17 protein-coding genes are annotated in these 22,352 nt (G+C 40.4%); 5 read left to right on the forward strand and 12 right to left on the reverse strand.

Translation table 11 applies throughout. The features are described 5' to 3' along the window. Positions 1-219: 219 nt before the first annotated feature. The 3 genes from HH219_RS11195 to HH219_RS11205 form a co-directional block, all read right to left on the reverse strand. Positions 220-636 (reverse strand): GFA family protein, encoded by a 417-nt coding sequence (locus HH219_RS11195; protein ID WP_169327494.1) that lies wholly within the window; start codon positions 634-636, stop codon positions 220-222. Positions 637-780: 144 nt separating this feature from the next. After that, positions 781-1,620: an SMP-30/gluconolactonase/LRE family protein gene (locus tag HH219_RS11200; protein WP_169327495.1), complete on the reverse strand. Its 840-nt coding sequence runs from the start codon at positions 1,618-1,620 to the stop codon at positions 781-783. Positions 1,621-1,627: 7 nt separating this feature from the next. Further along, positions 1,628-2,041 (reverse strand): hypothetical protein, encoded by a 414-nt coding sequence (locus HH219_RS11205; RefSeq protein WP_231658986.1) that lies wholly within the window; start codon positions 2,039-2,041, stop codon positions 1,628-1,630. Positions 2,042-2,311: 270 nt separating this feature from the next. Between HH219_RS11205 and HH219_RS11210 the strand changes: the two genes are divergently transcribed. From HH219_RS11210 to HH219_RS11220, 3 genes are all read left to right on the forward strand, one after another. Then, positions 2,312-3,343, forward strand: coding sequence for an NADP-dependent oxidoreductase (locus HH219_RS11210; RefSeq protein ID WP_169327496.1), 1,032 nt, complete (start codon positions 2,312-2,314; stop codon positions 3,341-3,343). A 44-nt stretch (positions 3,344-3,387) separates the two neighbouring features. Then, positions 3,388-4,005 carry a glutathione S-transferase gene (locus HH219_RS11215; protein ID WP_054204060.1) on the forward strand — a complete coding sequence of 206 codons (618 nt, stop codon included), beginning with the start codon at positions 3,388-3,390 and terminating at the stop codon, positions 4,003-4,005. Positions 4,006-4,392: 387 nt separating this feature from the next. Next, positions 4,393-5,943, forward strand: coding sequence for a PAS domain-containing methyl-accepting chemotaxis protein (locus HH219_RS11220; RefSeq protein ID WP_169327497.1), 1,551 nt, complete (start codon positions 4,393-4,395; stop codon positions 5,941-5,943). Positions 5,944-6,105: 162 nt separating this feature from the next. Here the strand turns inward: HH219_RS11220 and HH219_RS11225 are convergent, their stop codons facing one another. The 3 genes from HH219_RS11225 to HH219_RS11235 form a co-directional block, all read right to left on the reverse strand. Beyond that, positions 6,106-6,687, reverse strand: coding sequence for a hypothetical protein (locus HH219_RS11225; protein WP_169327498.1), 582 nt, complete (start codon positions 6,685-6,687; stop codon positions 6,106-6,108). Between the two features lie 163 nt (positions 6,688-6,850). Further along, positions 6,851-7,168, reverse strand: a complete 318-nt coding sequence (locus HH219_RS11230; RefSeq protein ID WP_054452364.1) for a YkgJ family cysteine cluster protein — start codon at positions 7,166-7,168, stop codon at positions 6,851-6,853. A 47-nt stretch (positions 7,169-7,215) separates the two neighbouring features. Further along, positions 7,216-9,153 (reverse strand): RecQ family ATP-dependent DNA helicase, encoded by a 1,938-nt coding sequence (locus HH219_RS11235; protein ID WP_169327499.1) that lies wholly within the window; start codon positions 9,151-9,153, stop codon positions 7,216-7,218. Positions 9,154-9,363: 210 nt separating this feature from the next. Here HH219_RS11235 and HH219_RS11240 point away from each other — a divergent pair, with 210 nt between their 5' ends. Beyond that, the gene (locus tag HH219_RS11240) at positions 9,364-10,668 is read left to right on the forward strand and encodes an NAD(P)/FAD-dependent oxidoreductase (RefSeq protein ID WP_054204056.1); all 1,305 of its coding nucleotides are present in this window, start codon (positions 9,364-9,366) and stop codon (positions 10,666-10,668) included. Between the two features lie 196 nt (positions 10,669-10,864). Then, positions 10,865-12,370 (forward strand): DUF2235 domain-containing protein, encoded by a 1,506-nt coding sequence (locus tag HH219_RS11245; RefSeq protein ID WP_169327500.1) that lies wholly within the window; start codon positions 10,865-10,867, stop codon positions 12,368-12,370. Here HH219_RS11245 and HH219_RS11250 read toward each other — a convergent pair. The 6 genes from HH219_RS11250 to azu form a co-directional block, all read right to left on the reverse strand. Further along, entirely contained in the window at positions 12,362-13,144 is a 783-nt protein-coding gene (locus tag HH219_RS11250; protein ID WP_169327501.1) for a transporter substrate-binding domain-containing protein, read from the reverse strand. The genes HH219_RS11245 and HH219_RS11250 overlap by 9 nt on opposite strands. 130 nt (positions 13,145-13,274) lie before the next feature. Then, a complete protein-coding gene (locus HH219_RS11255) occupies positions 13,275-15,914 on the reverse strand; it encodes a glycosyl hydrolase family 18 protein (RefSeq protein WP_169327502.1) in 2,640 nt (879 codons plus the stop codon). Positions 15,915-15,980: 66 nt separating this feature from the next. Next, positions 15,981-17,594 (reverse strand): lytic polysaccharide monooxygenase, encoded by a 1,614-nt coding sequence (locus HH219_RS11260; protein WP_169327503.1) that lies wholly within the window; start codon positions 17,592-17,594, stop codon positions 15,981-15,983. A 68-nt stretch (positions 17,595-17,662) separates the two neighbouring features. Beyond that, positions 17,663-20,842, reverse strand: a complete 3,180-nt coding sequence (locus HH219_RS11265) for a glycosyl hydrolase family 18 protein (RefSeq protein WP_064435582.1) — start codon at positions 20,840-20,842, stop codon at positions 17,663-17,665. Positions 20,843-21,290: 448 nt separating this feature from the next. Further along, positions 21,291-21,491 (reverse strand): alternative ribosome rescue factor ArfA, encoded by a 201-nt coding sequence (gene arfA, locus HH219_RS11270; RefSeq protein WP_054204051.1) that lies wholly within the window; start codon positions 21,489-21,491, stop codon positions 21,291-21,293. 390 nt (positions 21,492-21,881) lie between these two features. After that, complete coding sequence (gene azu, locus HH219_RS11275; protein ID WP_169327504.1) at positions 21,882-22,322, reverse strand: azurin; 441 nt, start codon at positions 22,320-22,322, stop codon at positions 21,882-21,884. Positions 22,323-22,352 lie beyond the last annotated feature (30 nt).

Genomic DNA, 22,352 nt, shown 5'->3' on the forward strand with positions numbered 1-22,352 from the left:
GGTGCGCTTTTATTATAAGGGCACCATAAACAAACTGAAAAAAATAGAGTTAGACCCAAACCACCTCAGGTTCAGCGTTTCACAGATGTTTAATATCAAGGCGTTCTTTGCAACAATGGCGGCACCTTTTGAGAAGTAACAGCAATGTGAGTGAGCGCCTGCCTGTGAAACGCCCAAAAGATTGGTTTAAAAGCTATTTATATACCCGTTATTGATAGCCTAAACAGATGAAGCAAAATAAGCCATTATTTCTGCTGTAGTCATCTCTTTGGTTTCATTAGAGAAACAATAGTAGCTAGGTCGCATATCGCTAAAATATTGCATATCCATTTCAAGTCCTTCCAAGTTTGGAAACATGCCCACTGGCATATTATATTCACCTGTTGCCTTAAATTTATAAAACAAGTGAGTTCCGCATTCAGTACAAAAGCCCCGAGATGCCCAAGATGATGACTCGTACATTTTTACTTTATCATCACCTTCAATTTTAACATAAGTACCACACTGAACGGCAAAGAATGGTGCTCCTCCCCAGGTTCTGCATGATTGACAATGACACACTGTAAATTTAGGGTTCACATTTTTTGCGGTAATCTTTACCACACCACAAAGACAATGAGTTTCATGAGCAGACATATTAGTAACACCTTATTATTTTATGTAGATTGTCGTAGAGAACACAAGCCATAATTTTCTTTTGAAAATATTAACCTAAGCCTGTTGACCGCTGTAAATTCAACCTCGAAAGATAATGTATTTTATTCTACCAAGAGCGAATAACTACAGCACAACCACTTCTATCGCGCCGCGTTTTTGCATTGTTACATAAAGCTTTGTTTGCTCTTCATTAAACGCAACGTTCGTTGGGTGCTGGCCTTTTAATGTGTATGTGTGGAGCACCTTGCCAGCTGGGCTTATTTTTAATATAACTCCTGCACCATAACGTGCTACAAATATATTCCCTTGATTATCAACCCGCATACCATCCATACCATGATCGTCAAAACTGATCAGTAACTGTTTATTGCTGATATTTAAATCACTATCAAGGTCATATTGCCAAATATTGCGCTGTACGCTTTCGTTCACATAAAGTTTAGTATTGTCGTTATTGACCGCTACGCCGTTGGTAGTGCCCATTTTATTTTCAAGCAATACTGTTTGGCCGTCGGCACTTATTCGCCATAATTGCCCTGAACTATTTGCCCAATTAGGGTCGCTGGCAAACAGTGCACCGCGTTTTGTTATGGCTATATCATTAGGCTGGTTCATAGCGCTGTTGTGCGCAAATACACTAATTTGTTTCGTGTCTGCAGCGACTTTTAGCACATTATGATTTACGTAATCAGCAACATATAAATTACCTTGTGCATCAAATTGTAAACCATTACCAACGCTGTCATTAGGTAGCTTAACAAATAACTGTGTGTTGCCAGCGTTGTCTACTTTGCCTATAGTCCCTTGCTGCGCAAAATTTACAGCGTATAAATGGTTTTTATAAAAGGCTGGCCCTTCAACACCTTGAGTGAAGGTGTTGTCGGTCACAAGATCGGTGCTTTGCTCGGCCAAAACGTAAGTACAACTTAATGCACATAAAAGTACAGGGAAACTATATTTCATGTCTTTCCTAATTAAAGTTTTTGCTAGTGTAAATGGCTAAAATTGGATAGTCGGCTTCACCGAATGAGACTGTCACAGAGCGTAGTTCGCCATCATCGAGTTTAATCCCGTCAGTTAACGACGAGGGTCCTTTACGTGAGCCATCAGCAAATAATGCCATTAAGTGCGATCCTTCTAGAATACGCGAACCCGACGCATCATTGCGCACAGTAATAACAGCCAAGCGTTTCCCCGCTTCGCTACTCATAAAAACAGAGTTAACTACACTAAAGTCACTATTTTTTGGCTTAATGCGAGCATCGTTCTCAAAGGCAAACTGCATTCCTTGTAGCCCAACTTGATCGACAGATAAAACATCGTTCGCCGCCGCGGAGATAGGTAGCAATAGACTACATAAAAACAATAAATGCATGTTTTTCATTTCAATCCTTTGTTCTTTACGTTTATTCTTTAACCACCGTTTTTAACATACCTAGTCCCTTTTTTCGAGCTAAATCTGTGGTAAAGCCCACTATTGCAGATATGCAAAAATCATTACCTGTACAGAGATAAACATACCATTGAATTTATACACCGCGCCCTAACTTCATATCTAAACCTACCGATTTACTACTAACACCGTGAATGACTGAGCATTTAGATTTACAGTTTTTACGAATAGCATTTCTTTTATAGAACATGGAGCCTTTTTATGAAATCAATTGAAAATCGACAATTCACACTCGCATCTCGCCCACACGGCGCGCCTACCGATGAAAATTTCACGTTAAAAACAGTACAATTACCTGCACTTGAACAAGGTGAGGTGTTGCTACGCACTATTTATTTATCGCTAGACCCTTACATGCGCGGCCGCATGAGTGATGCAAAATCATATGCTGAGCCTGTTGCGATTGGTGAAGTAATGGTCGGTGCGACTGTCTGCCAAGTTGAACAATCAAAAAATGATCAATTTACGCAAGGCGAATGGGTATTGGCCTACACCGGCTGGCAAGAATACGCGATAGTAAAAGGTGACGGTTTAATGTCGTTGGGCCATGCCCCTAGCAAACCATCTTATGCGTTAGGTATTATGGGTATGCCTGGCTTTACAGCTTACATGGGATTATTGGATATCGGTGCTCCTCAAGAAGGTGAAACCGTTGTTGTTGCAGCTGCAACAGGACCCGTTGGCGCAACGGTAGGCCAAATAGCGAAACTCAAAGGCTGTAAAGTAGTCGGTGTAGCAGGTGGCAGTGATAAGTGCCAATACGCTGTTGATAAACTTGGCTTTGATACCTGCATAGACCACCGAGCTGATGATTTTGTAGAGCAGTTAAACAAGGCGTGCGACAAAGGTATTGATGTTTATTATGAAAATGTGGGCGGAAAAGTATTTGACGCCGTACTACCTTTACTTAATACCGCGGCCCGCATTCCTTTATGCGGACTAGTTTCACAATATAACGCCACCGAGCTACCACAAGGCCCCGATCGCTTAGGCATGTTGATGGGGCAATTACTCACTAAACGTATAAAAATGCAGGGTTTTATTATTTTTTATGATTATGGCCACCGTTATGATGAGTTTGCAGCTGATATGCAAACGTGGCTCAGTGAAGGAAAAATTCACTATCGCGAGCACCTCGTTGATGGGTTTGAAAATACCCTCAATGCATTTAACGATATGATCTCAGGTAAGAACTTTGGTAAAACTGTAGTTCAAGTAAATCAACCGCTTTAATATTATTTGCGCAGCAATTAATTGCTGCATGTTTAAGGACACACATGATTAAATTACATCACTTAAATAAATCACGCTCAAAACGCATTATTTGGTTACTAGAAGAGCTAAATCTGGATTACGAGATTGTTGCATATCAACGTAACAGTGACACTTTTTTAGCCCCTGATGAGCTTAAAAACATTCATCAACTTGGTAAATCACCTGTAATTGAAGACGAGGGTTTAATTGTTACTGAGTCAGGTGCAATAACCGATTACTTGATCACAAAATACGGTAACGGTGCATTAGCACCAAAAGCGGGCACAAATGAATATGTAGATTACCAACAGTGGCTGCATTTTGCTGAAAGCTCTGCAATCTTACCGCTGCTTTTAAAAATGTTTGTACTAAAAGATGGCGCTAAAACGCAATTTTTAGAAGGCTACGCAGACGCTGAATCAGCAAAAGTGATCAGCTACTTTAACGACCGCCTTGAAGGTAAACGCTACTTAGTAGGCGACACTCTCACCGGTGCAGATATTATGATGTCGTTTATTGTCGAGATTGTTAAAAATACAGGTCAATTAGCACATTTCCAAAATCTTGTACGTTATGATGAGCAACTACAAAGCCATGAAAAATGGCACACATCACAAGAACTCGAAGCTAAATACGATTAAAGCGTAATAGCTAATTATTTGCCAGTAAAGGGGTGTAAGTTTCAGTTGGAATTACAAGCGATTTAGGCAAAGCATTGATTTCAGAGAATTCTTGTTCCCTTGTTAAAATCAATAACGCAGTATAAATCGCTTTTAAACCAATCCTTTGGGCTTTTCACAGACGCTTACCCTCATTGTTGTTACTTCTTAAAAGGAACTGCCATTATTGCAAAGTAAACGCCTTGATATTAAGTCCCTGTGAAACGCTAAGTTCTGTATATTGAGCTGGTTTGGGTATAAGTCTATTCTTTAATAGTTACAATACAGGGACAGTATGGGTAAAATATAGGTACGACATTGTAAGGTCGTAATCATTTTTACCCCTTAAAAACTTTGGATAAAAGAAGTATGCGAAGAAGTCTACCGACAACAACACACGGTAAAACATTTCCGATTGAGACTAAACTTATTTCAGTCACTGATATACATGGCAATATAACTGATTGTAATGAAGAATTTGCAAAAATCAGTGGCTTTTCTCGAGATGAATTAATCGGCCAACCCCACAATATTGTTAGACACCCAGATATGCCACCACTTGCCTTTGAAGTGATGTGGAGCCACCTAAAAGCAGGAAAAGCATGGATGGGACTGGTAAAAAACAGGTGTAAAGATGGCGGTTATTATTGGGTTGACGCATACGTCACTCCTGTAACTGAAGCATCCAAGGTAATTGGTTTTGAATCTGTTCGCTCTTCTCCAAAACCAGAAGATGTTAGAAGAGCTGAAGAACTTTACTCGCGGATCAATTCAGGTAAAGGGCTACATAAACCTATTCCTGTCACCATCCCCAATTTTTTTATAGCAATCATGCTAATAATTTCATTTGTACTTTTTTATTTTGACTCCTTTATTGCAGCTCAATCTACTTTGAGCATTTCTGTTATTGCATATGCATTTATAATTGCTATAAATAACAACACAAAGTTAAAACACTTATCAAATGTATTAACTCATTCTTTTTCTCATCAACTAGCGATACAGTCATACACAGAAGAAACAGGCTTACTTGGAAAGTTAGAAGTCGCAATAATTAGTCAATACGCTCATCTTACAACTGTGATCAGCCGTATCGAAAATGCAGCCAAAAGTGTTTCACGAGAATCCTCAGATTCATACCTCTTAGTTCAAGATGCGAAGAAAGGCATCGATGAACAACAATCTGAAACCAGCCAAGTTGCTACAGCAATGAATGAAATGTCGACAAGTATTGCAGAGGTTGCAAACCATGTATCAGATACAGCAGTTCATGCCGAAACCGCATTTAATCTTGCTAAAAAAGGTGAAGAGATTTCTCTTGTAACAAGTCAGGCTATTGATGGGTTAAGAGCCACAGTACAAGTAATAAGTACATCTGTAACAGAGGTGGCCGAGCAAACAAAAAGAATTGCTGATGCAGCTAATATGATTGAGCAAATTGCCGACCAAACAAATCTATTAGCACTCAATGCAGCAATTGAAGCTGCCCGTGCAGGTGAACAAGGAAGGGGGTTTGCGGTTGTTGCTGACGAAGTCCGTAACCTGGCAAAACACACTCAAGACTCGACAAGTGAAATTTATAATATTGTTTCATCTTTAACTAAGAAAACCAATGAAGCTGTTGATGTGGCTGAGCAAGGTACGATTGATGCAAATGAAGGACTCGAAAAAGTCTTAGAAAGTGCTGAAATGCTTAAAGGCATAGTCTCAGCAATTGGTCAGATTTCTGATATGTCAGCACAAATAGCAACTGCGGTAGAAGAGCAATCCAATGTTTCTGAAGATATAAATCAACAAGTGGTTAATATATCGAATCTAGCAGATAGCAGTGCAACTGCAGCTCACAATGCAACAGCATCATTAGATCACCTCAAAGTTATTTCTGATGAATTACATGAGTTAGTAATTCGTTTTAAGTAGCTCAATGTTTGAAGGGGTGTAAAGCCCCTTTACGTTTTATCAATAAGTAGAAATTGTTCTGCCTTTGAACCTGTTATTTCATCACTAATAAAAATAAATAAGTTATAATTCACACTAGAAAATAGCTTATTTAACATTATCAATAAACTTAAAAAGCGATACCTATTTACAGTAATTTTCGACTACTTGGTAATCTTCCATTTCTACTTTTTTATAATCACCACTTGAATCAGCGACTATTTCAAATAGCTTTACGCCACACGTTTCTTTCCCATTTGGAAGTTCTATGTAGTCATAAAGTGCTTCATAATTACCATTTTCTTTAGGTTCAAAGCTTACTATTTTTCTACACCAAGAATACAAAGCTCCTCCTGAATCAGTTTTCCCAGGCGCAAAGCCCGCAATCCCAACGCCGTTAAACTGAAATGAAAAAGGAACTTGCGCAGGAATATAAACCTCATTTTGATGAGAGTCGCCAAGCTTTGTGTCGTAAGCAGGCATGTCAAGTCGACTCAAGCTTCTTACTAAATTAGCTTTCAACCCTAGTGTAGCAATATGGCTCCCGGCTTCGCTTTTTGTAGATATACAATCAGTTTGACTTGGAACCCCAACAAAATTATTGTTGCTAGGCACAGAGGCAAGACGTAATTTAGCGCTAGGCCCATTTGCCGCTGGTTGTAAATACGGGTTTGCCGCACACCCAGATAAGGCTATTATGCCACTTAGTAAAAGAGTTTTTTTCACTTATATACTCCATAGTGAATTTAAGAAATAAATGTCTCATTAAGAAACTAAAAATAATCGCTTATAGTACGCGATGAAAAGGGAGTTATCTTTAGTAAATTATACTGAGAAAAAGGTGGTGAGTATACCGCTGAATCTTAATGGGTTTATTCAGTTTAACTCACTAAATACCCGCTAACTCGCGTTCGGTAATACATTCGCCAGAGGCCATTTCAAATTCACGGCACACCAGTGGTCGGTTTTCATAAATTGAGCACATGAGAGTGTTGCGATCGAGAGCTTGGCACCAGCCATCATCGGCGCGTTTCATCACTTCGCTGCCCCATTTATCATATTCAATATAATGAAATGGCACACCGGTATCGGTCACTATACGTACCTCTAACTGACAACAACATGCTTGGCAATTAGCGCATGTAACAGGCTCTGGTGTGTTAGTAACTGTTTCGATTGGGGTAATAGGGATGACGGTTTGAGGCATAGCGGCTTACTAAAATAACGTTAGCCGCTTAGGATACACGAGCAAAACTAACGTGCCAGTAGTTTCGCTTTTATTTCACTGTAGCGTTGCTGCTCGCACAATCCAAAACCACTCAGTTGCCGTACTTTATTACGGGCAAATAATGGCACGCTCATACCCGCTAAAAAACGACATTGGGTTTCTATACCGATATTGTTAAAACCTTTTGCGGCCAAGTGGCTCAATAATTCATCCGTTCTTTGATAAATCACATCATCTGCAACATTGGTAGGCGTAATAGAGTATTCAAGCGTGACTGCTTGCCCACGACACACCGAGCAATGCCCGCATTGCTCTGGCGCTTTGTTGTCATCAAAATAGCGAGCCAAGTTATAACTTAAGCAGCTTTTTAGCTCAAAAAAGCGAATAAGTGCCGCTATACGCTTGATCTCTGCTTGCTCCTTATCAACAAAGTAATTATGCAATTGCTGAGCAAGCTCAGGATTATTAATTACCTCTGTATGCACTTGATACACCTGAGTAATGCGTTTGGTTTCAAGCGCGATTAAGTTTTTCTCTGCTAAATAATCAAGCGCCGCAACCACCCGTTTTCTATCAACTTGAGCGGCTTGAGTGAGCGTATCAAAATTAAGTGCGCCCCAGACTTTCTTAAACTGGGTGTGGCTGAATATTAAGTTTAAAAATGCTTGTCGTGTCGCATCAAAGTGACCAAGTAGCTGCGCTTTATCAACCAGAAATTTATATTTAAAATCGGCGTAATATGCGTAAAGTGGCGTAATAGCACCTTGCATTTCAAGTTGAACGAGCAGTGTTTTAAGTGCAAGTTGACGAATATTACTGTCGCTAGATAGGCTATATTCTTGCATTTCCCAACGCTGTTGCTGATCTAAATGTTGGCGAATATCATTAATAACATGCTCTATACCACTAAGCTCTGGCGTATCGCCATAAACAAAGTTTTCAACCGTGTTTAAACCATCTAAATTAGCCAGCGTAAAGCACTGCGATGGTTGTCCATCACGCCCTGCCCGGCCTATTTCTTGGCTGTAGTTTTCTATCGACTTTGGTAAATCATAGTGAATAACAAAACGAATGTCTGATTTATCAATGCCCATACCAAAAGCAATAGTGGCAACAACGACATTGATTTTACCGGCCATAAAATCATCTTGAATACCATAACGTAGCGTATCTTCAAGCCCTGCATGATAAGCGACAGCGTGTAAGCCTTGGCGGCTAAGCTCTGCAGCAACTTGCTCAGCGCTGTGTTGTAGCGTCACATAAACAATACCTGGGCCTTGTTGCTGGCGGACAATATTAGCAAGTGTACTGGCTTTATCAGCCGTTTTAACACTCAGTACCGATAAATCTAAATTAGCGCGATAAAACCCCGTTTGCACAATGCATTCTGGGGCTATTGCAAAACGTTCGCTCATATCGCGTTTTACTTTTTTAGTGGCCGTTGCTGTTAACAATAGCACTAAAGGAATATTCAGCTCTTCACGGTAACGTGGTAGTTTTAAATAATCAGGCCTGAAGTTATGGCCCCATTCAGAGATACAGTGAGCCTCATCAACCACTAACATTGAAATAGCAACTTGATTAATAAATTCCCTAAAACGCTCATTCTTAAAACGCTCTACCGACACCATCAGTATTTTAACTTTACCCGCGCGTACATCACTCATCACGGTGTGGCTTTGCTCACTGGTTTGGCTGGAATCTAAGCTTGCTGCATAAATACCTTTACTGTTTAAAAAACTAATTTGATCTTTCATCAAGGCCAATAATGGCGACACAACCAAAGTGAGATTGGGTAAATGTAATGCGGTTAATTGATAGCACAACGACTTACCAGAACCTGTTGGAAAAATAGCCAGTGAAGATTGCTGATTGAGGAGTTGCTCAATCGTTTGCTGCTGTCCTGAGCGAAACTGATTAAAACCAAAATGTTGCTCAAGCGAAGTAATTAGCGAAGCCGTCATGTTATTCCTTTGTAGTAAATTCCCTAATAAAGGAAATAATAGCCGTAAATTTAACAAACTGCCATGTTACCTTTTTTGTGGCTTGATTTCTTTGCCTTTTTTACTGACAAATATATTTAAAAGGCGCACAATTAGCCTGTTGCCAAGGTATAGCCATACCTAAGTAGTTTACCCAGACTATTTAAGTATAATTCTTTTGAGGGCAACGTAATGATAACCACACATCCTAAAATAGTGATCATCGGTGGCGGCGCAGGTGGCTTAGAACTGGCAACACAATTAGGGCATAAATTAGGAAAGAGAAAACACGCAGATATTTTACTCATTGATAAAAACCGCACTCATATTTGGAAGCCGTTACTTCACGAAGTAGCAACAGGCTCTATTGATGCCGATTTAGACGGCGTTGTTTACTCAGCGCATGCAGCTAAACACCACTACAATTTTCAACTTGGCACCTTTTGCAACCTCGATAATACGCAAAAAACTATTACTCTGAGCCCATTAAATGATGAGCTTGGTCATCAAATACTTCCCCAGCGCATAGTGCATTATGACTACCTAGTGATCGCCATTGGCAGCGTAAGTAACGACTTCAACACGCCAGGTATTAAAGAGCACTGCTTTTATCTTGATTCAAACCAACAAGCTGAACGCTTTCAACATGCATTACTGGATAACTTTACTCGCTTACACCAAGACGACGACCCACAACATGCTTTAAATATTGCCATTGTTGGTGGTGGTGCTACGGGGGTTGAGTTAAGTGCTGAGCTTTACCATGTCTCTGATTTATTAAAAATCTATGGCTTGACGAATATGTCGGCTAAACGTTTGCATATTCATTTAATTGAAGCGGGACCACGTATTCTGCCCGCATTATCCGAGCGTATTGCCAGCGCAGCTAAGCGAGAGCTATTAAAGCTCGGTGTAACGGTGCGCGAAAATACGCAAGTTAAGCAAGCAATTGAGCATGGTTTTATTACCCAAGATGATGAACAGATTAATGCTGATATCATGCTCTGGGCCGCAGGTGTAAAAGCACCTGACTTTGTTAAAGAGATCGACATTTTTGAGCTAACCCGCAATAATCAAATTAAAGTGAACGATTATCTACAAAGTAACAATGATGAATTTATCTATGTGTTAGGTGACTGTTGTGCATTTACACAACCTGATGGGAGCTTAGTCCCACCACGTGCGCAATCTGCTCATCAAATGGCGCAATGTATTGAAAAAAACCTTATTGCAACTTTGCGCCAGCAGCCATTAAATAGTTTTAAATACAGCGATCATGGCTCGTTGGTTAACCTATCTCGCTACAGCACAGTAGGCAGTTTAATGGGTAATCTCACCAGTAACAGCTTTTTTATCGAAGGTAAAATAGCCCGTTTTATGTATATTTCACTGTACCGAATGCACCAACGTGCGATTCATGGCAGCGCGAAAACATTTGCACTGTGGATAAGCGAAAAAGTGCTGAGAGTTGTTCGTCCAAAAATGAAGTTGCACTAAAGTTAACCCGGTGAACTTTAATATCACTGTATACTTTCGATCGTGATTTTTTATTTTGCATATCTGCGAAAGCGCCTTGTTATTACAAGCGGTGTCTTTAGCTAAAGTTGTTAGACAAAATAATTTAGCAATAACTGTCTTCAATTTTTAATATTTGCTGTGTAAAGTAAGATAAACCACATAAAGGAATGATGCTATGGCGCCCAAAACGCTGATTTTCAATTTTGATGGCACGGGAAGTGAGCCTCGTGATGCAGAGCAATTTAGCTCTGATCACTTTAAAGAAGATGCCAGCATCTCTAATATCCTCAAACTGCATTTATTGTTAGGCGGTACGCTAAACACTGAAAAAGCGGTGAAATTCGAATCACAACATAGTTTTTATTATCAAGGCATTGGTACTAAAGGCAGCAGGCTAAAGCGCGTTCTAAACCAAACATTTGCCCCGCGAGATGACGATGTAGCCAGTATTTTAAATCATGCGATAAGCGATTTTAAAAAATATTATGTTGGCGGTGACACCGTTTTATTAACTGGTTTTAGTCGTGGCGCCGCCTTAGCTCGGCGCTTTGCTAAATGCTTAGAAGCTTTGATCACACATCATGTTTATTTATGTGTATTTGATACTGTTGCTTCCATTGGGTTATCTAAAGTCACCAAAGCAACACGAGGTGCTGAACACGTTATTTTTGAAAACCACACCTTAGCAAATAATATTACGCAAGCACTGCATTGTGTTGCGCTGGACGAGAAACGTCGTGCTTTTGAGCCCACTTTAATCAATTATCAGCAAAACGTACAAGAAGTGTGGTTTGCAGGTGCGCATTCTGATATTGGCGGCGGCTATTATCGTGATGGATTGGCTGATATTTGTTTGCGCTTTGCGATAGAGTGGCTCTTAGAACAACCCCTTTCATTGCATTTTTTAACCAGCCAAGCTATTGACTACCAATCATTATTTGCCCAAGGTCAACATGCTTTAATTGCACAAGATGACATGACTGTTACCCCAGACCCTTTTGCATTAAGCCACCAGCAAAATTACTTTTGGTTTAACCCCTTCTTTAAATTAGTTGATCGTGAATGCATAGTGCTGGTAAACGATGAAAAAAGTGAATTATTACCTCATGTTCATCATAGTGTTGCTAAACGTATTCATCATTTAACTAGCTATCGCCCTGAGTCACTCAAAAGCTTACCGTATCAATTGCTATATGCAGATCAACGTACACTTAACTTTATTGGTTTCAGGGATCATATTGCACTGGTTAATCAAAATATGACGGTACTACAAATTGGTCAACACCTTGATGTGATGATTTATGCCGCAGAGCAATATAACGCCACAGGGCTAATGCTCGAACAAGGTGCAACCTATCGTTTTCAAGCCTACCCTGAGCAACAATGGTATGACGACGGCATTAAGTGTGGCCCTCAAGGCTGGCATCGAGATGGTGTTAGATTAGGTGTAAAAGAAATATCGATGGCTATATTAGAACCATTTCGTCGCTTAGCGAGTGCACAATGGTTTGCATTAATTGGCGCGATTAATTATACAGATGATGATGTGTTTGAAATATCCGCAGGCGGCGAATTTAAAATGACTAAATCAGGCGAGTTCACGCCATTTGCAAATGATTTAATGCGCTTTTATGGTGCTAATGCGGGGCATATTAGGCTTAATGTGACGCGCTTAGGTTGAGTTACCCAAAAATGGTCTTGATTGGGTATAACTCTCGATAATTTGCTTTATTGCTGCTTGGTTATTGCTGATAGCAATATTTATTTTTTTTAGCTCAAGATGAGACAGGCTTTTACGACTTAACATAAAATGTATGGGATTATCATGCACAACATGAGGGTGAAGTGTCACACCCGCTATTTTCTCTTGTTTAATTAAATACAGACCAGAGGTCTCATCATCAATCATAAAATCAACTCTTTTTGCTTTGAGCATATAAAGGCGTTGTTTAATCATTGGCACGCGCACTATCAACTCTTTAAACTGCTCCTGACTGCTGAGTGATTCAAACTCGTTCCCGTAATACCCTCCGTTGTTTACCACGAAGGTTTGTCGTAAACTCATTAAGCTCTGTAGGTTGTGATTAAATAACTTAGCGTCTTCATACCAAAAAAGACGCATCCTTTCACGCCTATAGGGAATAGAAAAATAACTATATTGCGCCCTTTGATGACTAAAGCTTGCTGCAGGTACTAAATCGACATGCCCCTTTTTCAATTCTACCAACCCTCGAATTGAAGAGGGTAGAACTACGAATTCACTGCAAAACCCCGCTTTATTTAATATAAGACGAGTTACTTCAATATCTATTCCTGATAACGTTTGCTCTCCTTCAAAGTAAAATGGCGGCCAAGGTTGCCCTAACCCTATTTTCATAGTTCTTTCACATGCAATACTGACTTGCGCAATCAAAGCGAACAGAATAAAAATATATTTGATAGGTGGCATACTCATTTTAAAACTCTTTAACTATTAGTATGGAGTATTAGAATGAAAACACAAAAAAAAGCAGCTCAGAAGCTGCTTTAAAAGGTATTTTTCACATTAATTAATCACCCAAGAGTAGGCTTGGGTGAAGTATTAATTAAAGTGATTTCCATACGTTTGCTTTGCCTGGCTCTTGTCCTTGAGTCCACCACTTAGCTTGGTATTTACCACCATTGTGAGAAACTTGGTCACCACTGTTATAAACAGCTGATGATTGCCAAATTACACTACCGCCACCATCAACTGGTTTTGTAGTTGCTTCCCAAACGCCACCTAAATCAGGACGGTTACCTTGAGTCCACCATTTAGCTTTGTATGTTACGCCGTTAAATACAACAGTATCACCACCGGTGTATACTTTACTCGCATCCCACGTGTCACCTGGAGGAGTTGTGGTGTCTTTGTTAGTCACTGTTACGGTAAAGCTGCGTGTTGTTGCAACTTGGCCATCACTTACTGAAACTGAAACAGTTAAGTTTGTGTCGGCGTCAACTGCACCAGCTGTAAGGCTTACATTTGCGCCATTACCTACAAGTGTTAAACCAGCAGGTACATTCCAGTCATAAGTAAGTGCATCATTTTGTGCATCCGTTGCTACAACAGCTACTGCTGCAGAAGCACCTTCTTCAACTGTAATGTTGGCAATTGCATCTACAACAGGAGCGGTGTTGTCGCCACCCGTTACTGGTGCAATAACGTTAACAACTACATCTTTACTTACTGTAGCTTTACCATCTGATACGCTTACAGTTGCAGTAAACTGGCTATCTTGCGTTACGTTTGGTGCAGTGATTGCAAGTGTGCTTGTTGAAGTACCTGTTACAGTAAGTTCAGCAGAAGCAACCCAAGAGTATGTAAGTGTATCGTTATCTGCATCGGTTGCTGTTGCGCTAACAGATACTGACTCACCCGCATTGACTGTTACAGCGTTTGTTACAGATAGCACAGGTTTTTTGTTAATTGGTGCAACAACACCACCTAAGCCATCATGCATTGCATTAAGAATATCGCCGTTATCTGCATCAATTTCCCATGCAAATAGGCCACCTAGGTTATATTGGTTTACATATTGACCTTTAGCAATCACTGAACGAGGGCTATCATAAGTGATTAGTTTACCCGTTGAGCGGTTCCATACATATGCCGCCTCAGCTTGTTCGTCATAACCAACTTCAAAGCCATTTACACCATTACCTGATGCGCCAACCATATATGCTTGAATGCCTTTATAATCAATAACGCCTGCTTCCCACACACCTTGTGCTTTAGTGCCGGTAAGCTTGCCATTACCTGGCGCTGTCATTGGGTTATTTGCAATTGTAGCGTTACCCGGTGTCACACCTTCCCAACCACGGCCATACATTGCAGTACCTACAACGATTTTCTTAGATGGTACATTTTGCGCAAGTAATAGCTGCACTGCGTTATCAATTGTATAAGCAGGGCCTTTACGTGGTTCGCCATTTTCATCAACACCTGTGCCATTACATTCGCCAGCACTGATGTGCTCACCACAGTAAATACCTGTTTGATGACCTGTTACATTATTCCAACCACCAAAGAAGTCATAAGTCATCGCAAAGATGTAATCCATATACTGACTTGCTGCTTGGTAATCAACATCTTGTATTTTGTCATAGCCGGTACCAATTGCAGAGCTTAGCTCATAAGTACGACCTGTTTCAGCTTCTAGCCTATCTAGCATCTCACGTAATTCTTTCATTAACGCAACATAAGCAGGACCATCTTTTACAGGGTCACCTAGATTTGGATTAGGGCCATCACCACCTGGGAATTCCCAGTCAATATCAATACCATCATAGAATTTCCATGTTCTTAAAAACTCTTCCATAGATGCTACAAACGTGTCACGGTTTGCTTTTTCAGTAAACGAGAAAAACGGGTCAGATAATGTCCAGCCGCCTACTGATGGTAAGATTTTAAGATCAGGGTAACGTTGCTTAAGTGCCATTAACTGTGAATAAGTACCACGAATTGGATCTTTTGCATCAACACCTGGAAGTGCTTTTTGTACTGCTGCCCATGGATCATGGATAACGACTTCAAAGTCGCTAGAACCCGCACATGCTTTTTCTAGTGCACGCCAGCTGTTACCGTTTTCGATTTCTTTTAATGATTCATTAGGGCCACAAATTGGAATGAAACCGTACAATAAATGCGATAAATTTTGCGCTGGAATATTTGATACATCGTAATCACGACCATAAATACCCCACTCAACAAAGTAAGCACCCGTCACTAAACCTTGTTTAGTACCGATGTTACGGTTGTTAGGGTTAACATCCATAGGTAGTGGTGCTAAATGGCCACCGTCTGTATCAGCAATTACAATTGGTTTACCTGCGCTGCGTGCACATGTTGCGCCAGCTTCACATAATTCAATATAAAGCGTATGACGACCAGATTTATCATACGGGAAGCTAATAGTGCCGCTTTTTGTGCCTGCAGGTAAAGCGCCCTCATTTACAAGCATGTCATCAAAGTACACTTTATAGCTATCGCCACCAGTACCACTCCATGCATTCCACTGTAAGTTGATGTTAACAGTGTCAACACGCTTGACCAGTTGCTTATAAGAGCCATTACTTTCAAGGTCTACTTCAACAAAAGAATACTGTTGAGGTTCCCAATTTAAGCTAGGTGTTGATGGCGCAGCTGTAGCCGTACCTGCGAATAATGCAACACCAATGGCTGCTGTTAAATGTTTAATATTCATATTTCTCTCTTATCCATGTTTTAATTATTGGGTAATAAGTTTGAACTACAAAACTTAGTAATAAAGTTATAGTTTTTTCCATACACTGGCTTGTCCAGGAGTATCACCTCGAGTCCACCATTTAGCGCTATAGCGCTGTCCTTGATACGTTACTTCTGCGCCACCTTGATAGGCTTTTCCTGCATTCCAATCTGTACTTGTGCCCGGATTAGATGCAGCCTTCCACGCATTTGAACTATCTGGCTGTTGCCCTTGATTCCACCATTTAGCTGTATACACAACGCCTTGGAAGGACGCTTTATCGCCAGCTTGATATGTCGCTGAGCTATCCCAAGCTGGTACTGTTGGATCAACTGGGTCGACAGGATCAACAACTGTTATGTCGTTAACTGTCACTTTAAACCGAGTTTGTGTAGTAAGTTCACCATCCGATACAGACACTGATACCGTATAATCGGTATTAGCTGTTACTTCTGGTGCACTAAGTTCAATATTTGCATCGCCACCTGTAAAGCTCAGCGATGCAGGTACTGACCAGTTATAAGTCAACACACTTTGCTCATCATCAAATGCGTGTAAGTGCACTTTTGTTGTGGTGTTTTCGTCAACGACTAAATCAGCAGGTGTATGAACAATAGGCGCTGTATTAGCTGGTGCACCTTGCACACTTAGCGCGTAGGTATAATTAGCATTGCTGCTATAAACTTGGTTAATCAAAGTGTCGGCGTCATTAAATACAACATCGCCAGCTTGGTTTTGCACACCGATTTGTACTAAATGTGCGTAATCAAGATTTAGCTGTGTTGCAAGTGCTTGTTGCCAATTTGATTGGTTTTGCGTAGTCACTTTTAGTTGTTGATTAATAACCTCTTGGCCATTTTCATCAAACAAACGTGCCCATACGGTATCACCCGCGATTGCGTTTTGCCCTTGACGAACAAAGTAACCAACGCTGGTCCATACACTTGGATCTGTTGGAGTTGCGTCATTTACTATATTGATATCGCTACAGTTATAAAAACCTTCGCCAACTACATCATTACGCTGCCAACGGCTATACAAAATCGCATCACCGCTACGATCTTGCGGGATCGCAACGTTCATTTCGTAATAACGCTTACCATCTGGATCTTTAACAAAATCTATATTAGCGTGCTCTTGCACTAGCTCTAAATCAGCCCATGTCAATACATCAGTTGCTGCATTAAAGCTTGGTTTAGTTAAATAAAATTGCCAAAAACTCGGATTGTGGGGCGTTGCAGCAAGGTAACGAATTTGGATTTCACCATTAGCATTTGGCACCACATCACTGCGCTGCCAATGAGGCGATGGTAAATCCATACCGCGTTTTGCATTATCACCACCGGCACATAGCAACCCATTTGGTACCTTAGCTTCTACGGCTGCTTGATTTAGGTAATCAGGCGTATTTACAGAAAATTCAATATCTTGAACGAACTGCACTGTACCTGATTCTAAAAAGGCAGCACGACACGCTAGATTTGGAATATTGCTACCATCTGTTGGCCACCAATAACCTGCATCTGCCTGACAAAATGCTTGGCGAGCTTTAGGAGTATCCATATACCCATGCGCACTCACCTGTGCTGGCATTAATGTAAGTAATAAACCACTTGCTATTGCACTTAGTGATAATGTTTTAAATTTAATTGATGTCATTGCTCTGTCCTTTAAAAGACTCAATGTTGGGGCAAGTAATTACCTACCCCTTATTGTTTTATTATTACTTACAGGCTACAGCTCTTAGTCCAATCAGCCGTCGAACCAGGTGCTGAACTTGTCCACCACTTCGCTTTATAAACTGCGTTATTGTGAACCATTAGATCACCGCCTGTAGCGTGACTTGGATTGCCTGCCCAGTCTTTTTGAGCAAAATTTGGATAAACAGGGATTGCTGTAATAGCGACACCTTCACATGTACCAGATGTGTCACCACCGCCGTTACCTGGATTACCTGGCTCGCCAGGATTACCGCCTGTTGTTCCATCTGGAAGTTTTGGATACTCAAATTTGAATGCGTATACTTTGCCATCTTTTTCAATAGTAAAGTTACTTGGACCTGTGATTGGCATGTAGTACATCACTTGTGCATTTACAGTTTTACCTGCACTGAAGTCCTTAGGCTGACCACCCCATTCGTTATTAAGCGTGATTGAAAAACGGTGGAATTCATTTTCATAACCACCAATATTATTACCTGCTGCATTAGAACCATTTACTTCTACTGCCATGCCCAGTTTTTCTTGTGCATTCCAGTTAGATTTAAAAATAGCCGATGTTGATACAGGTACATCAAATGAGATTTTCGCACCGCTTAGATCAATATTTGAATTATTAGTAAACGCAAATGTTGGGCTAATTGGGTAGTTATCATCACCAATTGGGAAATCTTTTGCTTCAAACGTTACATCAACAGCTTCAGTTGGTACTGTGAAACTTGGGTTACCGCCATGTACGTCATACGCAACGCCACTTTGATTAAACTTGTCATACGCTAATGAGGTAAGTGTTGAACCCATGAAGTACTCGCCTTTAGCTGCATCGTAATCAAAGTCACCAGCAAGTTCCCAGAACATGATACCGCCTAGGCCATTGTTGATTACATAATCAACTTTAGTCGCCATAGACTCTTCATCTTCAATTGAAAGGAATACTTTTTTCTCTGCGTTCCATAACCAAGGTGCTACGGCAACGTTGTCATAATGGCGAGTATAAGTGCCTGTTAGTTGATCGTTAGGATCTGTCTCTGGCGTTAAACCATAAACACCTAAATACGAACCAACAATACCGTTTTCTAAGTTTTTAACATGCCAAAGTGGATTAGACCCTGCAGGCATTTCTTGACCTGCGTCGTTCTTGTCATGCCAAAGGTTATCAATACCTAATGCACCGTTACCACATTTATTCTTCTCACCAACGCCTGTACCTTTAGCACAATCAGCTTGATTAGGAAGTGCAGCTTGACCCCAAAGACCATTTGTACCGCCACTTACATCTTTAAAACCACGCGTGTAATATGGAATACCGATATTAATACGACCAGCTGACATAGCACCACGGAAGTAACGCACAGCCCAATCAGTGTTTAAATAACCAATACCTTCAAACTCTTTAGTACCGTATACATTCCACTGTGCAAGTTCAGAGTCTAGCCCTGTATCGAATAATGCAGCGTTATGACCAACGTGTGAATTCCATGCACCGTGCAAGTCATAAGACATAATATTTACATAATCTAGGTACTTAACAGTTTGGAATGTTTCCATACCACGTAGTAAATAACCTGAAGATGGAGATGCGATAGTCAACAGATAATGTTTACCTGCTTTTTCACCCGCGCGATCTAATGCTTCACGTACTTTTTTCATCAGTACTTTATAAGACGCGTTTAAACCACCACGACGTGCATTTGAAATAGGGAAATCATCTGGATGACCAGAGTCTTTCATTGATGAAGGGTATTCGTAATCGATATCAACCCCGTCAAAACCATATTTCTCAATAAACTCAACTGAGCTTTGTGCAAATGCATCAATACCTGCATGGTTAACTGATCCATCAGCATTTGTTGTCATGGTGTAAAAACCACCACTTGCAACACGACCAGTTTCATCGAAGTAACCGCCTGTTTCAGCCCAACCACCAACAGACACTAATGTTTTTACATGTGGGTGCTGTTTTTTGTATTTATTTAGAAGGTTAAAATGACCTTTATAAGCAAAGCTAGGGTCCATCTCAGCGCCACTCACACCAGGCCATTCCATATTCGTTGCAGGGTTACCTGCTGAATTTGGATCGCCAATTGATACCTTATTGTTTGCATCAACATGTGCAAACGCATAGTTAATATGAGTGATTTTGTCCCACGGAATATCGTTTACTAAATAACTAGGCTGACCATTTGCGCCATTTCTCCAGCTAGTAAAGTAACCAATTACACGACGAGGATGATCTGCACCCATGATCTCACGACCATCGGCATCATATACGGTACAATAAGGCGTATTTACACCAGGTGTTTGGTATAAACCCTGAGGACGACAATCAGTGCCCGTACCAGGAGGAGTGCCAGCTTCAACAACATTAAGTACTTTTGTTGTTTGTGACGTAGCGCCTTCATTATCTGTTGCGGTCAAGGTAAATGTGACTTGTCCAAGTGCAGTCGCTTGCCATGCATAGCTACTTGCAGCTGAATTTGCTTGATGAACATCTGCGCCATTAGCAGCAAAACTCAACGACGTTACTTGACCATCGCTATCTGTGCCAGAAAGTGCAAATACAACTTGTGAACCAACGATAAGCTGCTCAGGTAATGTACTGAATGAAATAGATGCTACAGGTGCCTGGTTAACTGGGTCAACTACGCTGCCTTGCACGCTAATCATACTAATGACTTCGCTCGACTGTGCACCTTTATCATCTGTAGCAACAGCACTAACTTGATGTGAACCAACGACGGCTTGCCAATTTGTACTAAATGGTGCACTGCTATCAGTTGCGACAAGAGCACCATCTACAAAAAACTCAACTTTAGTAACTGTGCCATCAGCATCAGATGCTTGCGCACTTATGACAACGCTGTCTTTTTCGTTAAATTGAGAATTATTTGCCGGTACTAAAGCTGTCACAGTTGGTATTAAGTTCTCTGTGACAGCGCTGTCACATAAACCCAATTTTTTCCATTCTTGCCATTGGCCAGAATTCTCTGCTGGATTAGATTGCGTCCACCACTTCGCTTCATACGCATTATTTTGCGCTTGAACTTGGCTTCCACCAGTATGTGTTTGACCAGCTTGCCATTGTGTTAACGCACTGCAATCAACTGCAGCTTGCGCACTTAAGCCAATAAAACTAAGTGACAAAGCACTTAGCTTAAAAGCATTTTTTATTATCATTGATGAGCTCATATGCTCCTCCGCCCAGGGGTTAAAAATAACATTTAATTTACAAATCGCCATTAAAGCTATCATAGTTTACACGCACGTCAACTTAATTTAAAAAAGACATGTACATATAACAGGTAAATTAGTAACAAAAAGTAATGATAAAGTCTAGTTTTTATATAGGTTATAATTGAAAATTGTATACCCGTATAAAGTTTGGGGAATTTTACGCATTAAACATGAACGCAAGGTTAATCTAAAGTTAACCAGCATAATCAGTGTTTACAGAGCTTTTTATTGCCCTTTACGGGCACGTAAAGTGATGGAATGAAGACGTCAGAAATATAATTACAGCTATATAACCACAAAACCCCGCTTAGAAAAAAATTATCTAAGCGGGGTTTATATTTTTATTCAGTAGGTGAAAGTTGTTAAACGAAAACAGCAAAAGCCCTATTTGATCACAACTATATTATGCAGCGATTAAATAGGACTCTTGTCCAGCATGTTTTTTGTTGCGCTTAAAAGACCCTTTGCCTTTTTTAGCTGATACAATTTGTGGTTTAAATATTTTAGATGTGACTAAAGCTGCCAACGCATTATCACGAATAACCCCTCGACCAGTATCAACACTGTTATTGTGAGATTTTTGACCTTTTTTATGTTTTTTCATTAATATTTCCAGTTCATAAAGTGAATAAATTAAGTAGCAAGTACCATGGTACTTGCTGCGGATTGTAGGACTTGCTAGCTAATTAGCAAGTGTTTTTAATACTATTTTAAAGATATATTCTAGGGCGTGTTGTTCTTTGTAGAGTGAAATTCGTTCAACCTAGGGGAGATTTAATCGCGGCGAGAGATTTGTAACCTAGCGGGCTAAGTAAAAACCGAGCTACAAAGAGTTAATCGCATCTAGAGAACCCTTTGGGCAGCGCATGTTTGGCATTTATACTGTGTTCTCGCCTATTTATGGGGAGCAACCACACACCATAGGCTCTGCCTTGCCTAAATACCAAACATACTGTTGCAAAATCAATCTCGAAAGGTCAACACGCCCTAGCCTTTAAATTAGCTTAAAATCCCCCTGCATAATTGCAAAATGTCCTGGAAAGGAACAAAAGAATTTATAAACAGTGCCTGCATTCAAATTCTCTGTTGAAAACTCGATAGACGTAGTCTCCCCACCACCAATAACCTCTGTAGAGGCCAGCACTCGAGGGTCATCTTTTGGAAGGTAACGATTCTCAAGCCCTGCTTGCATGCCTGCCATCGCCAGCTCTTTAACATCAGCAGCCACACTAAGCACCCAATTATGTCCCATAACATTGGCGGGTAATTTACCGGTATGATTAAGTGTTAATGCTACAGTTTTACAGCTTTTATCAACTTCAAGCTGTTTAGTGGAAAATGCCATAGCATCATTAGCAGAAATAGTGACTTCGCATTTTGCAAAAACACCTGTAGATAAAACAAGGGAGGCTAAAAGAAAAAGTGGCTTGAACATAATAACACCTATAATGAGAATAATTATCAA

Origin of the sequence: Pseudoalteromonas sp. NEC-BIFX-2020_015 (genome assembly GCF_012952265.1) — a bacterium.
GTDB classification, from domain to species: Bacteria; Pseudomonadota; Gammaproteobacteria; order Enterobacterales; family Alteromonadaceae; genus Pseudoalteromonas; species Pseudoalteromonas neustonica.